Annotated in this window: 14 protein-coding genes; 5 read left to right on the top strand and 9 right to left on the bottom strand. The window is 54.4% G+C overall.

Annotated elements, in window-relative coordinates:
- Nucleotides 1–168: 168 nt before the first annotated feature.
- Nucleotides 169–1,047, top strand: a complete 879-nt coding sequence (locus ALTER154_RS17250; RefSeq protein WP_160088845.1) for a site-specific integrase — start codon at nucleotides 169–171, stop codon at nucleotides 1,045–1,047.
- A 9-nt stretch (nucleotides 1,048–1,056) separates the two neighbouring features.
- On the opposite strand, the gene umuC is transcribed toward ALTER154_RS17250, so the two are convergent.
- The 9 genes from umuC to ALTER154_RS17205 all read right to left on the bottom strand — a co-directional run bounded on the left by umuC (nucleotide 1,057) and on the right by ALTER154_RS17205 (nucleotide 9,290).
- A complete protein-coding gene (umuC, locus tag ALTER154_RS17245; RefSeq protein ID WP_372239932.1) occupies nucleotides 1,057–2,337 on the bottom strand; it encodes a translesion error-prone DNA polymerase V subunit UmuC in 1,281 nt (426 codons plus the stop codon).
- The gene (locus ALTER154_RS17240; RefSeq protein ID WP_160088843.1) at nucleotides 2,324–2,761 is read right to left on the bottom strand and encodes a LexA family transcriptional regulator; all 438 of its coding nucleotides are present in this window, start codon (nucleotides 2,759–2,761) and stop codon (nucleotides 2,324–2,326) included. The genes umuC and ALTER154_RS17240 overlap by 14 nt, the downstream gene beginning before the upstream one ends.
- Nucleotides 2,762–3,143: 382 nt before the next feature.
- Nucleotides 3,144–4,160 (bottom strand): YafY family protein, encoded by a 1,017-nt coding sequence (locus ALTER154_RS17235; RefSeq protein ID WP_160088841.1) that lies wholly within the window; start codon nucleotides 4,158–4,160, stop codon nucleotides 3,144–3,146.
- 45 nt (nucleotides 4,161–4,205) lie between these two features.
- The gene (locus tag ALTER154_RS17230; protein WP_160088839.1) at nucleotides 4,206–4,577 is read right to left on the bottom strand and encodes a hypothetical protein; all 372 of its coding nucleotides are present in this window, start codon (nucleotides 4,575–4,577) and stop codon (nucleotides 4,206–4,208) included.
- 70 nt (nucleotides 4,578–4,647) lie between these two features.
- Nucleotides 4,648–6,753, bottom strand: a complete 2,106-nt coding sequence (locus tag ALTER154_RS17225; RefSeq protein WP_160088837.1) for an ATP-binding protein — start codon at nucleotides 6,751–6,753, stop codon at nucleotides 4,648–4,650.
- A gap of 165 nt (nucleotides 6,754–6,918) precedes the next feature.
- Nucleotides 6,919–7,566 carry a hypothetical protein gene (locus tag ALTER154_RS17220; protein WP_160088835.1) on the bottom strand — a complete coding sequence of 216 codons (648 nt, stop codon included), beginning with the start codon at nucleotides 7,564–7,566 and terminating at the stop codon, nucleotides 6,919–6,921.
- A gap of 9 nt (nucleotides 7,567–7,575) precedes the next feature.
- Nucleotides 7,576–7,962 carry a hypothetical protein gene (locus ALTER154_RS17215; protein ID WP_160088833.1) on the bottom strand — a complete coding sequence of 129 codons (387 nt, stop codon included), beginning with the start codon at nucleotides 7,960–7,962 and terminating at the stop codon, nucleotides 7,576–7,578.
- Between the two features lie 95 nt (nucleotides 7,963–8,057).
- On the bottom strand, nucleotides 8,058–8,342 hold the full coding sequence (locus ALTER154_RS17210) for a hypothetical protein (RefSeq protein WP_160088831.1): 285 nt from the start codon (nucleotides 8,340–8,342) through the stop codon (nucleotides 8,058–8,060).
- 75 nt (nucleotides 8,343–8,417) lie between these two features.
- Nucleotides 8,418–9,290, bottom strand: a complete 873-nt coding sequence (locus ALTER154_RS17205) for a YafY family protein (RefSeq protein ID WP_160088829.1) — start codon at nucleotides 9,288–9,290, stop codon at nucleotides 8,418–8,420.
- A 140-nt stretch (nucleotides 9,291–9,430) separates the two neighbouring features.
- Between ALTER154_RS17205 and ALTER154_RS17200 the strand changes: the two genes are divergently transcribed.
- The 4 genes from ALTER154_RS17200 to ALTER154_RS17185 all read left to right on the top strand — a co-directional run bounded on the left by ALTER154_RS17200 (nucleotide 9,431) and on the right by ALTER154_RS17185 (nucleotide 13,961).
- The gene (locus ALTER154_RS17200) at nucleotides 9,431–9,709 is read left to right on the top strand and encodes a hypothetical protein (protein WP_256665703.1); all 279 of its coding nucleotides are present in this window, start codon (nucleotides 9,431–9,433) and stop codon (nucleotides 9,707–9,709) included.
- 38 nt (nucleotides 9,710–9,747) lie between these two features.
- Nucleotides 9,748–10,188: a hypothetical protein gene (locus tag ALTER154_RS17195; protein ID WP_160088827.1), complete on the top strand. Its 441-nt coding sequence runs from the start codon at nucleotides 9,748–9,750 to the stop codon at nucleotides 10,186–10,188.
- 211 nt (nucleotides 10,189–10,399) lie between these two features.
- Complete coding sequence (locus ALTER154_RS17190; protein ID WP_160088825.1) at nucleotides 10,400–10,975, top strand: hypothetical protein; 576 nt, start codon at nucleotides 10,400–10,402, stop codon at nucleotides 10,973–10,975.
- Nucleotides 10,976–11,081: 106 nt separating this feature from the next.
- Complete coding sequence (locus ALTER154_RS17185; RefSeq protein WP_160088823.1) at nucleotides 11,082–13,961, top strand: DEAD/DEAH box helicase; 2,880 nt, start codon at nucleotides 11,082–11,084, stop codon at nucleotides 13,959–13,961.
- Nucleotides 13,962–13,969 lie beyond the last annotated feature (8 nt).

Below are 13,969 nucleotides of genomic sequence, written 5' to 3'. Positions count from 1 at the left end.
CATCTTCAATCAACGAACCTATGTCCGCCTTGGCATGGCAGCTCGGTTTGACGTTTGTTTTTTCTGCCGTATATAAAAATAATTGGTCGACGTATTGCGATAGCTTTTGCTCATTGAGCATGCTGGTTATGTGCGAGCTCGTTCGTACGTATAAAAAGAAGAATCAGCATGAACACAGACACTCAAAGTGCTTACCGCTCACTAGCTACACATTTCTACGCGACACGCTTTCCAGAAATCCCTGTATCTGCGCAGGATGAACTGGATGAGTTCAGCATTATCGGTGCGCTGCTGCGTGCTGCCCCCGAGTATCGGCCTGACTACTTCAGAAGACTGCGTAATGCGCTCGCGCTGGATCAGAAACTCAGGGGGCATTTCTGGATTGCGCAGGAGATCAATTGCACACGTAATCCGGTTACCGTCTTGGGCTTGCCTCGCAAGCGCAAGCAGGCGCGGCGGCAAAGAATTTCTGATGAAGAGCTTGGGCGCTGGGTTAACGGGCTGTTAGCGAAGGAGCTGGTGGTTGAGGCGTGTGCTCTGTTGTTGATCAGTATGACTGGCTCGCGCCCTTGTGAGCTCAGTGGCATCAGCGTCAGTGGCAATCGCATAGTGATTCCTGGCGCGAAACACAGCCATGGCGGTTTGCGTGGTGCTGACCGAGTGCTTGAAGCCAGTGAGGATTTCTGCAGGCTGGTGAGCGATGCTCTGGAGTCCTTTCATTCTAAGGCCAAGAGTTTGGACTCGATCCGCATGGCGCTCCATTGCGTTGCTCTTGAGACCTTTCCGGGTAGAAAGGTGCCGAGCATGTACACGTTGCGTCACCAGTTTGGATCAAATCTCAAAGCATCGGGACTGTCGCGGATCGAAATTGCTTATGTGATGGGCCATCAAGCGACGGACTCTATCGCACGATACGGTGATAAACGGTTTGGCCGCGCTGAGGCTGTCCAAGTGAAGCCCGCACGAGGGGCAGACTTATCGAAAGTTCGAACAACACATGCTACCTACGTTCGATCTCGTACAAAGGCGTTGCGCATCAGTTGCTAAATATCGAATTCACCGGGCACTTACTTTGAGCAGTTCAGCCCAGCGGGTGGTATAGGAAGGAGAAAGCAATTCTCTGCGCATGCTCCACTCCGCTGTTTTGGCCAGGCGTCCTGGTTTTAGAGTTCCTCGTCCCCAGCGGCTGTTGATTGCATCTAGCGTACCCATCAGGCGCTCCGATTTCACAGGCTGCTCGGGTGCAAATAGATCCTGCGTGTACTCATTTCGGTTGCACAAATCCAGCAGCAATACCTGGGCTTTGGCGTAGCTAAAGCCATCACGGTACAGCCGGCTGATACCTTCTCGGGCAGCGGCAATGATCAGGCGCGTGTCATCAGTCGGGTAGGGCAGTTGGCAAAGCAGGCCATTGGCATATTTCGTCTCAGCCGGGTTGAACATACCGGTGCGTAGGCTGACGCGAATCTGCCGGCACAGCGAGCCTTGCTGGCGCAGTTTTTCAGCCGCACGGGTGGCGTAAGCGGTGACAGCTTCCTGGATTGGCTCGATGGTTTTCAGGCGTTTACCGAATGAGCGGCTGCAGCAGATTTCTTGCTTTGCTGGTGCGGCCTCTTCAAGCTCTAGGCAGGCAGTGCCGCGAAGCTCGCGTGCGGTTTTTTCGATGATCACGCTGAAGTGCTTACGCAGTTCCCAGGCATCGTGGCTGGCTAGATCCCAGGCTGTTTTGATGCCGAGTGCGTTGAGGTGAACCTGCATGCGTCTGCCAATGCCCCAGACTTCCTCTACAGGCATAACCTTCAGCAGTTTGCCGCGGCGTATAGGGTCACGTAGGTCGACCACACCGCCGGTTTGTCGTTGCCAGCGCTTGGCCGCATGGTTGGCGAGCTTGGCCAGCGTCTTTGTGCCGGCAATGCCGATGCCGACGGGTATACCGGTTTTCTGTTTGATCTCGCTTTGCAGTGTTCTGGAAAAATGTTCCAGTGATTCCGGCATGCCGACCAGGTCGGCAAATGCCTCATCGATGCTGTACACCTCAACGGCAGGCAGACGTGCCTCAATGATGCTCATCACGCGCTCGCTCATGTCACCGTACAGCGCATAGTTACTGCTGAACGCCACGATGCCATGACGCTTGAGTTCGCCACGGATTTTATGGAACAGAGCACCCATCTTCACGAAGGGTTTGGCATCGGCGGAGCGTGCAATCACACAGCCGTCGTTGTTGCTCAGCACGACGATGGGGGTGCGCTGGAGGTCAGGCCGAAATACCCGCTCGCAGCTTGCGTAAAAGCTGTTGCAGTCGATAAGGGCAAACACCTGCTCAGGCATGGGCACGGTGATTCCGTAGGCTGTGACTTACTACGCCCCAGATCATCAGCTCGTCATCATCCAGTACGTAGCGCGGCGCGTAATCAGGGTGCTCGGATTGCAGCACATACGTCCTGTGACTTTTACCCAACCGTTTAACAAACACATCACCGTTTAAGCAGGCCACCACGACATCACCAGGCTTCGCTTCCAGCGCGCGACTCACGATCAGGTGGTCACCATCGAAGATGCCCGCTCCGGTCATGCTGTCACCGCTGACCAGCACGACGTAGGTGTGCGGTGCATTGATATCCAGCAGCTCATCCAGGGACAGCTTGCGCTCCATGTGATCCAGTGCCGGGCTGGGGAAACCGGCCGGAATATGTGCGTCGAAGAAAGGGAGGCGTGTGCGGCTGGCGTGGAGTGCGCCAAGGATCAGGGCGTTGCTCATGAGAAATTGCCATTAACTGTATTTATGTACAGTATCCGGCAATTTTGAGATCCAGCAAGGCGCGTCTGTCGGCGTAGATAGGCATGTGCTCTAAATGTTTACGGGTGAAAAGTTTACGTATCGCCTCCAGCTCTTCAGGTGCCTATGGTTGATTCACTCAACCTGAGGGGGTTCGCCATGATCCTGCTGACTTCAATTACTGAGCATGTGGTGCTGCTGAGTGTTTTGCTGCTGATGATCGGTCTGGCCAGACTGGCCTATGGCGGGCGGCAAACATGAAATCATCACTAAGCGGTTGAATGCGCTGACTGCCTACTTATTAGCTAGTCATGGTTGGGTAGGGTGGGCGTGAGCCAGCCCCATCGGTATGTCAGCCAAAAGGCTAGCACTCGTGTAGCTCCAGAGCCGCCCGCGACCGCTGAGTTATCTCATCTCGCAGCTCTTGTGGCTTATGAACCTGAATGGACCCTGCGTGAGATAGCACCCACCACTTCAGCTCCCAACTGTCATTCACCGTAGCGGTCAGTTTTGAGCCGTCATCCTCTGCAACCAGCAACATGTCATGTGAAATGGGGGCTTCTTGCAGAAGGCGGGCAAGGCCCTCGCTCACCCAGGCTTCAAGCTGAATCTTCTCGTGTGTACCAAACTGCATAGCGCCGCTATCGACATAGTCCTGCAGATTAAATCCATCGGGTTTGCAGCAGGCACTTGCGAGTAGGCGCGCCTCTTCGAAGCGATGAACAACGAATTGACGGATGTCGTCGAAGGGTTCGGCGGTGGCAATGAGATAGGTGGTGTGTGCTCGCTGTACAAGACCAAGGGGGTTAAGTGTGAAGTTGTGGAACTGATTCTTGTGGGCTGAGTAGTAGCGGCAGCTCAGCTGGGTGTCGTTCATCAATGCTTGCTGAATAATTTCCAAGAGATCGGCTTTGATCTCGGGAGGAGTTTGGGAGAGTTCTGGCTGTACGCTTGCCACCTTGTCCAGCCAACGAGCTGAAGGATTTTCTTCGCTCATGGCTTCCAACTTTTGCCGGGCCAGGTTGAAGCGCGGCTCTAGTGTTTTAAGCATAAAGGCCGGAATCAATGGCCTGATGCTGTCTTCCACCAGTCGCAAGGTAAGAGCTTCGCTAAGTGAGATTCCAGGAAGCTCGGCACTTTTGCCGGGCATCCAGTGCCACCCGTAGGGCATGCCTTTGCTGTTGCATTGCAGTGGGAAAAGCCTGGAAAGCTCGACGAGGTCACGTTCGATGGTGCGCTTGGTGGTCGGGTGCCCTGCGTCACTGAGTAGGCTTTTCAACTCAAGCGTTGTGAAACCCGGACCCTTGGGTGGCAGCAGCTTGAGCAGTTCCCATTGGCGGGTCAGTGTGCTGCGACTGGTTGCTGATGGCACGGCGTTCATCCCTAAAATCGGCTGCGTGCCAGCATCATGATGTGCCCAATCGCTTCAATCAACATTGGGGCGGTTGCACCACACGAAAGCATCGCGATCTGGAGGGGTATCACTGCGTAGCAACTCAGCCAGTTCCAATTTAGGTTGCGGCATATTCTCCGGCTGTAAGTCCGAGAAGAGCGGGTAGCCTGGCCCCAAGTAAATGTCGGTTGAGACTTCCAGCATCAAGCTAATGTCGTTTTGATTCTCATCGTTCTCGCGCAACTCCCCACTGAAAAATTCTTCACTAAATGCGGTGCAGATTTGCGCAGGTGTGGCGTTCAAATCTTTTAAAGTTTGATACCTCTTACCAAGCAACCGCTGTGCTGCGCTTTCGAAATCAACTGAGCTATAGCTTTGGGACTTTCCAGCTGTTGCATCAACCATTTTGAACTCCTGTCGTGCCGCCTAGGTGATCTATTTTTCTGTGCGTCTGAATCTGATTTTGGGCAACGTTCTACCACTCAGCAAAACCAATGGCTCTCATGGTCGTGGCGGTTTTCAAGCTGCTTTCGGCCAGTAACGCATCAACCACCTGGTCGGCATTGGTGAATGGTTGAAAGCGTGCACGTCGTGCGACCAGTGCAAAGTCACCTGGGGTCAGGCAGCTTTGCCGAAGTAGTCGGGCAAGCTTGAGGCTGTCTGGCTTTTTGAGGCCCATTTGCCTTAGGTACTGTCGAAGCAGGTTTGTGATCTGTTCAGCGCCGAGGTAGTCGAAATTGATTTTCAAATCAAAGCGTCGCAGGGAGGCTTCGTCGAGGTTTTCCATCAGGTTCGTGGAAGCTATGAACAGTCCGCGGTAGCTCTCCATCTGCGTCAGCATTTCGTTCACTGCGCTTACTTCCCAGCTGTGGCGGGCCTTTCGACGGTCCTGCAGGAAGCTGTCAACTTCGTCCAAGAGCAAGACAGCATCGCTATCTGCGGCCTGCTCAAATGCTCGGGCGAAGTTCTGTTCAGTCATGCCGACGTAAGGCGAGATGAGATCGGATGCCCGGCGAGTCAGAAGCGGCTTACCGAGTTGAATCGCTAACCAATGACCAAAGGCTGTTTTGCCTGTGCCCGGTGGGCCGTAAAAGCACAGGCGCGCCTCGCCATGATTGCGCAACCCGGTAAGAAGTTCGTCGAGAGGCATGTTGGTATTCGCCAGGTCTGGGCTGTAGAACTCAGGTAATGCCTGCAAACGATTTTGCCCTAGGCGCGCAAACCCTTGGGCTTGCAGTGTGGCGTTTACCAAAAATTCGACTGTCGTGTCCAAGGTCGCAGATGCGTCCTGAACCGGGCTATTTGCCACATCTATGGCCCGCGTGATGATGGCAGGCATCAGCTGTTCGTGATCAGCGAGCTTCTCGATTAACGACTTGCTCAGACGGTTGTCACTGGCGTTGCGGATAATGCCTTCACGTTGAAGCCGAGGTGGATTTTCCAACTTGAGCACAAGGTCGAAACGCCGGATGTAGGCATTATCCAAAGCCCTGATGTTGTTGGTCAGCCAGAAGCAGGGGATTGGATTCTCCTCAAGCATGCGATTAATCCAGCCTTTTTGCCGTTCTTGGCCTCCCATAAACATGGCCAAGTCATTGCTGCCACTGAACAGGTCCTCGATCTCATCGAGCACCAGTAACGTTTTCTGCTGGTTGAGTACGCACATGGCTGAGCGCAGTGCGCATAAGCGGCCACGACGATCAATCGGATCACCGCTGTGATCGGTACATGCGATCTCGTAAAGCTCAGCGTGTAGCTCGTTTGCAAGCAGGCGTGTGAGCTGGCTCTTGCCGGTGCCGGGTGGGCCGTAGATGAGGATGTTAACCCCGGCTTTTTTCGCGTCGAGTGCTTGCTGCAGGTAGGGGCGGGTAATGTTGAGCGGGGTGTCGAGGTGAATAAAGTCTTTGGCTTCAAGCATGCTTTCGGGTGCAGGGCGAAAGGCACTCTGGAACAAACCGATAGCGCTACCTTGGTGGTGACGCACGGAAAACAGCAGATCCTTGTTGTTAAAGCTCAACAGATCGGACATGTGGTTGCGCACGCCGCTGCGCAGGTTTGCTTCAATTAAGCCTGACTGCACCAGGCGTCCCTCTGCCGAAAGACGCACACGCAGGTCACTCTGTGGGATATCCAGCAGTGTGCTCAGCACCCTGATGAGGCGATTGAACCCGATGTAGCCCAGCTGATTGCAGCAATCATCCAGTAGGGTGTCTGTATTCATCAACGAGCAGAACCCGATCAGCTTTTGCTCGATCTCATCCAGGCCTATTAGCCGGCCTAGATTTGCCAGATTCGCCTGAAGGTTGTCTGGTAACTCTGGCGTTGGAAACGCTTTGTCGAAGAGCTTGCGCTCATTACGCAATGCAGCCAGAGATCGCTCTTGAAAGCTGGATTTTCTAGCGACGTTCGAGCGTCTAGCTCTATCAGGCAGAACACCTGGGAAAGGGGAGTCGTCCTCATCACTCTCGGCAGCGTCTACCAGCCAGTAAATGCCGAGCTCGCGAGCTACATCGTCATCACTGAAACAACCGTGGTTGATGAAGTCCCGATGGCCGCCGCAGTCGATCACCAGCTTAAACATCCAGCTCAGGGCGAGCGGGCATGTGTCCTGGTTGTGTGGGCCAGATTTGCGAGTGACTGTGGGCATATTGAGTCCTCCAGAGAGTGTGGAGGTATTGTGAAGAATGCCTGCGACGCAATGTGTCGCAGGCTGTGCGCAGAAGCCCTTTGTTCGATTACAAGGGCTTTAGGGTTCCAACTCTCCCAAGAGCATCACCACGGGTGGATTGCTTGCGTGGTAGTTGGCAGCGAGCATCATGCAGCCGACGTTTGGGCTGATTTCTTCAAGAGCATTCCCGAGGTCTGAGTACATTTGCATTGTTAAATCGTGGCCAGCAAAAAACGAAGCAAAGAGATTTCTAAAGCGGAAGCGTTGTAGTTGTTCCCAGGGGACTTCGAGAGGGTCGTCATATGGGATGATTTCTAAAAGCAGCTTCTGGCTTTCGCTGGCTCGCAGAATACGTATCAGATCCATAATGTCGATGCAGATAAGGCCGACGTGCATGAAGGAATGGCTAAGCATATGGATGCCTTGCTCAGCCCATTTCATAAATTCATGCGTATTCAAGCGACGGGGGCATTTGACCTGATAAGCATGCTCCTGCAGTACGCGCGAGCAGTCGTTCTGGTCGAAATACAGCGTAGCAAGAGCGCCATTTTCTGGTGGGCAGTAGTCCAGCGGTGCATTGATGACAAAATTCAAATCACTCAATCCTAGGCTGGACACCGGATAGTCCGGAGAGAAGCTCGTTTGCATGGACTCTGTAAACGTCAAGAAATCCATGACAGTTAAGCGTGGCCCGTGCATCGGCCGATTGGTTTCTGATTGCGACATGTTGTGCCCTCACTCGGCGGCTTTCAGGCGAATGATTTTTCTGCCTACGGCCAGGCTGACCAGCCAGCTGATGAGTTGGGCATAGTTGATATCCTCTACCGCCGCGATTTGCTTGCGGGCTTCCTCCAGGCTGGCGAGCATTGCGCGCATGGCGTGGGCATCCAGGGTGTGAGTTAGCCCCGCCCTGGACATCAGCGTGACTGGCTCAAGCAAGGCGTCGAATGCATCTTGCTGAATCAGCAGGCGCGACAAATTGTTCAGTTGCTCCTGCAAATGCTCCGGTGGTTCAGAAGGGCTGAGAAAGCCCGCCAGGCTGATAATTCGACGACCAAGACGCTTGGTATTCGAAGTTTCCTGCAGAAGAGATTCGAGGTTTTCCTTGATGAGGCGGTCCATGGTGCGTCCCCTGGGTACAGTGAGCACCAATCGTGAATTATGCGTGCGACGGAATACGTCGCGAGCGTGATGCAGCTATCTCGGATGATTGATCCTCAGCTGAGCCGAATTCGCCACATGCCCTTTGCCCCGTCCTCTACCCAGCCGCCTTCCAGAATGTTGGAACCCTCGAACATATGGAGTGTGGCCCTGCCATCAAAGCCATTGCCATGTAGCTCGAAGTGGCCAGGCCCTTTTTCCTGGCCGCGATAGGACGTGTGCTCGCCATCAGCCAAATACTCGATGGTGAGGATTCCTGCCTCAATTCGCACCTTGCATGGCTGATCCAGGGTGACGTGACCAGCTGTATAAGTTTCCATGTAGGAATGTTCGTAGAGCATTCGAACCTCACTTAATGTTTTTGGATGCCGAGACCAGCTAAGTCGGTTTCAGTCTGGCTGAAACGATGCTATTTGCTAGTACAGCCACCCCTTCAGCTCATCCAGATTGACCACCACAATCTGCTGCGCTGTCGCCTTGGTGTGCACCTTGGTCGTGTCGATCTGATAGCGTTGCAGCACGTATTGCACCAGCGCGCCGCGTGTCTCGATTGCTAGCTGACCATCCTGCATGCCGTAGTCGATTTCGATAATGGCCTGCTGCTCGGGTTTCAGACGTGAGTCCGGTTCGATGATGACCTGCACCTGCGTACTCCAACCCGGATCTTGCTCGCGAGTATTTTCCGTCTCATCGTCCATCAACTCCGGCACACCGCGAAAGCGGCTAAGCACGAAGTCACGGTAATCCTTGTTCTTCTCGCAATAGGCGCGCACATGCCAGCGCATGCCGGTGTAGATCAACGTGTGCGGGGCTATCAGGCGGGTTTCCGCGTCCGGTGTGGTGAAGGACACATAGTCGCACTCCAAGCGCAGGCCTTCGCGGCAGGCCCGAAGGAGGGGGCGTAGCAGTTCCGGGCGTACCGTGCGATCAGGCACTTGCAGCACCTCGGTATGCGCATAGGCCAAGGCCAGTCCCTCAATATGTGGGGCGCGATCATGGCTTTGGTTAACTAGGTGCAGATACGCGCTGGCGCTGTCGTCGATAAACAGTGGAGCGAACTGCTTGCTCGGCACGTACCCCTTCAAATGCTTGTCATATTCCAGGTTTTGGGGCGCGTGTTCGTTGATGTAGGTGTTGATGTCTTTTGACGCTTGCTGGCGGCTGATGCCGAAGCTCTGCATCAGGTGGTTGGTTGTCAGGCGGCCCTCCCACCAGGCTACCGTTTCGATCAAGCGGTAGCGCAATGCCAAATCCCAGCGCACGGATTCGATTTCTTGCTTACGTTTCATGGCTCCTCCATCTGCTCGAAAACTTTACCTGTACGGGTAAACACTCTAGATACGTCTATTCAAGCTACATATCTTGGTGCTGTCGCTCAAGCCTTCTTCAATTAGGCGGGCTGACTCAGGGAGAATCGAGCGTGAGTCTGATGGTGCTTTCTTGGGTAGTGATGTTCGCGAGCATATTCCTGGTGCTATTGGCCGCGGTTGCTCTGTGCTTGCAGGTGTTGCGCCGTCGTGAGGCGCTAAGTGCCTTGCAGAGTTGCCAGGCTCAACTAAAACAGCTGCAGGACAAGGCTTATCAGCAGGAGGCTGAGATGCGCGAGCTAACTGCAGGGCTGCGGGCAGAAAAGGCACACGTTGAACAGCTGCAACGCCAAGTGAAATTTGCTCATGGGCTGAGGGCGCAGTTACAAAGCGACTTGTGATCAGCAAACAGGTACACCTTTCCAAGCAGGGATTCCAGATGAAAAGCAGCACAGATTTCAATCCGGCGATCCGCAGGCCGAAACAAATTAAAGTGTATTTCGTGGTTGATATGTGGGGTATCGAAGGGCCCTATGGGGATGGTAACTGGCACGAGCTGATTCAAAAGTTTGCCTGCGAGTGGGTCTCGCAAAATCCATCTCAGGAGCCCGCAACGTTATGGTCGGTAGTCAGGGACTGCGATATTTTTGAGAGCGGTAAGTCCTGCTATATAACCTCAAGCAGCAAGCTGCCCGGAGTGTTTTTTGATCATCTTGCCGGGCTCATGGAAAAGCATTGCGGCGCTCATGTCGAAGTACTTGATGTGGATTTCGAGCTTCCATTTGACGAGATTGAGGGATGGCGAGCCTACCTGCATTTTGAGCAGGGCAAGTTGTGGCTGCCTGACGATGAGGGTGGGTGGCATGAGGCTGTTGAATGATCTGGTCAGCTCGTTGTAGAGCCTTTACCGCTGGCTTTTGAATGGCTATGGTGGCCGGATAATGGTGAGCCGACCCTATGCAGGGCTAGGCCTGCTGAGCATTAACGTATTCAAGCTATGCCTAGCCGGCTCAGCCATCGTTTCCCTGGTTTAGTCCGCGAATAAACTAGCAGAAGCGTAAAACCGCTAAGAGACCCATAAGGAAGTGACGATGTCCCGAACTTTGCTTGATGTGCAGCTGGCGCATTTACTTTATCCACTGCTAATTGAAGTAGCAGAAAGCCAAGGCATCTTGACCTATACGCAGCTGATTGAGCGGGCCAAGTTGCGCTACCCGGATGATCGTCGGGTAGCTAACTTGATTCCGGTGCGCATGGGGCGAATTCTCTGGGTGATTTATAACTTTGCGCAAGAGCGTGATCTGCCGCGTCTGACGCTGGTGATTGTCAGTAAGAAATACCTTGTGCCTGGCAGCGCGATGGAACATCACGACATCGAGGCCGAGCAAAAGCGTTGCTACGCCTACGACTGGTCAACCGTAGACCGCAATTTTGATCTGTACATAGCTGACAGTGAGAAAGCAGTTACGCCTATCAAGTATGTGAAACAAGCTCTAGCCACGCAGCTTATGGCCGACCATTACAAAGCCCATCGTGCAATGTATCCGCAGGCAATTCGTAAGCTGCGCGACGCCATCATCGAGAACATCATGAACGGAATGACCGTTGAGGATGCCTTTGCCGTAGAGGCCGAGTTGCTGCCGCTACAGCAGACAGTTCCCGTCTAATCATCAGTTAATACTGCCGTGACCCTGCGACCCAAGTTGTCGCAGGGAAAGCTTATTTTGTCAGCCGGGCATCACGTCACCGCTGCAAATCTCAAGGATTGTCTGCATGTCATCAGCATTTGCACCGGGCTCACGCGTTCTTATTCGCGACGAGGAATGGTTGGTCCGCCGGGTAGATCCGTCCAGCGCTGGCGGTTATCAGCTCACCTGCGACGGGGTGTCCGAGCTGGTGCGTGGGCGTACCTCCCTATTCCTCAGTTGCCTGGAAGGCTCCATAGAGGTACTCGACCCAGCTAAAACTGAACTGGTCAGCGATCTCAGCCCCAAATTCAATGCCACTCTGCTTTATCTAGAAGCATTGCGTCGGCGCACCACGCCGGATGACGACAATATTCACCTCGGCCATCGCGCAGTCATGAATGTGCTGCCGTTCCAGCTCGACCCAGCCTTACAGGCGCTCAAGCAACCGCGCACGCGCATTCTGATTGCCGACTCTGTAGGCCTGGGTAAGACGCTTGAGGCCGGCATTCTTACCAGTGAGCTGATTCAGCGTGGGCGTGGCAAACGCATCCTTGTGGTTACGCAGAAGAGCATGCTCACCCAGTTTCAAAAAGAGTTCTGGAGCCGTTTCTCCATCCCACTGGTTCGCCTCGACTCACTTGGTTTGCAGCGCGTGCGCAATCGTATCCCGGCCAACCACAATCCGTTCAATTATTACGACCGCAGCATTATTTCGATGGACACCCTCAAGACCAATCTTGAGTACCGCAACTACCTGGAAAAGGCGTGGTGGGATGTCATCATTATCGACGAGTGCCACAACGTTGCCGCGCGGGCGGGCGAGGGTGGCATGTCGCGGCGCGCACGCTTGGCGCGTTTGCTGGCGACTCGTTCGGATTCGCTGATTCTGCTTTCTGCTACCCCACACGATGGTTCCGCGCGCAGTTTTGCCTCACTGATGAGCCTGCTTGATCCAACCGCCATCAGTGACCCAGACGATTACACCGCTGAAGATTTCCGTAACAAGGGCCTGGTAATCCGTCGTTTCAAGAAAGACATCCAGGCTCAGGTCAGTGCCGATTTCCAAGAGCGGCGTACCACTTGCCTGCGGCAGTCCGCCAGTGCCCGTGAAGATGCAGCCTTCCGTGACCTGCTCGCCATCCCGTTTACCCAGAGTGGCGAGCACCACCCCGGCAAACCGCAAGCACTGCAGCGTATTGGCATGCAAAAAGGCATGTTCTCCAGCCCCATGGCGGCGCTGGACTCCACTCGCCGACGGATTGCCTTGCTGCAAGCCAAAGCAGATATCAGCGCCGATGAGCGCTGCGAAATTGAAGCCTTACAGATTTTCGCAGGCTCCCTAGAACGTATTGATGCCAGCAGCTTCAGCAAATACCAGAATCTGCTTAGCCACCTAAATGGTGCCGAGTTCGGCTGGAACAAACACAGCGCCGAAGACCGTTTGGTGATTTTTTCTGAGCGGATTGAAACCCTCAACTGGCTCAATACTGCACTGGCCGGTGATCTCAAGCTCAAACCAGAGCAAATCCAGATTCTGCATGGTGGTATGTCGGATACAGAGCAGCAGAGCATCGTTGAACGCTTTGGTCGTTTCGACGACAAGATGCGCATTTTGTTGTGCTCGGATGTCGCTTCCGAAGGCCTTAACCTGCACTATTTCTGTCACCGTTTGGTGCACTTCGATCTGCCTTGGTCGTTGATGGTCTTTCAGCAGCGCAATGGCCGGGTCGACCGCTATGGTCAGAAGCATCAGCCGGAAATCGTTTACCTGTTTACCGCAACTGATGTCGAGAAAATTCAGGGAGATCTGCGCATTCTCGAAGTGCTGCAAACCAAGGATGAGCAGGTCAACAAAAACCTCGGTGATCCCGCCACCTATTTTGGCGTACACGATGCAGAGAAAGAGGCCGATAAGGTCGTCGATTTCATGGTCAAAGGTTGCAGTGCCGAGGCTGTCAGCCAGGAGCTGGAGCACAACCTCGAACCTGCCGAACAAAACGAAGCTGACTTCCTCCTAGCCTTGTTTGGCGGCGTCGATGATAAGCCGGCAATCAGCAGCCTCGACCAAATCAAACAGCCGCTGTCCCTATTTTCCAGTGATTGGCACTTCGCCAAATCTGCCATGAGCCAGTTGGATGCCAGTGCCGAACAGATCCAGTGGCATGCTGATGCAGCCTCGCAAACCCTCACACTGACTGCGCCAAGAGATTTACAGGTACGCCTGCAACAGTTACCGCGTGAAGCTCAGCGCGAGCGTTACACCCTCTGCGCCGATCCGCAGCGCATGGTGGAAAGTATTGAGCAAGCGCGTCAGGCCCGTGCCGAAGATGACACCTGGCCGACCATGGATTACCTCTGGCCGCAGCATCCCATCATTGAGTGGTTGGGTGATCGGGTACTCACCACCTTTGGCCGCCATAAAGCGCCAGTGATCAGCTCGCCGCATCTCGCCGTAGGTGAGCAAGCCCTGATCATGCTCAGCCTGATTCCCAACCGCAAAAGCCAGCCAGTACTGGTCGAGTGGCAAGTGGCCGTGCAAAAGCCTGGCGAGAGCTGGCGGCTGGAGCCCTTTGAGGCCTTTATTGCGCGTGCGCAAATCAGTGCTGAGGGTTTGCCCAACAGCGGCCAGCCGCGCGACAGCCAAAGCCTGCAAGCGGGGCTGCCGCAAGCCGTGCAGCTGATGCGTCAGCATATGTGCCAGCGCCAGCAGCAGTTCCAGACCGACATGCAAGCGCGCCTGGCCACCACCTTAGCCGAGCTTGCTCGCTTGCAAGGGCGTCAGGTCGAGCAGCTGGAGTTGGCCCTGCAGCAAAGCCAGCAGGAAGAGCGCCTTAAACAGAATCGCCGCGAGAAGCGGGTGCAAGACATTCATCGGGTGTTTGATGAATACACCCAGTGGGTCAAAGACACCCTCACCACCGAGCCCGAACCCTACATTCAGGTGCTGGCCGCGGTTATCCGCTGAGCCGCCTC

The organism is Pseudomonas sp. 9AZ (genome assembly GCF_902506525.1).
In the GTDB taxonomy this organism is placed as follows: domain Bacteria; phylum Pseudomonadota; class Gammaproteobacteria; order Pseudomonadales; family Pseudomonadaceae; genus Aquipseudomonas; species Aquipseudomonas peli.
This window is presented reverse-complemented; position numbering and strand designations above follow the sequence as displayed.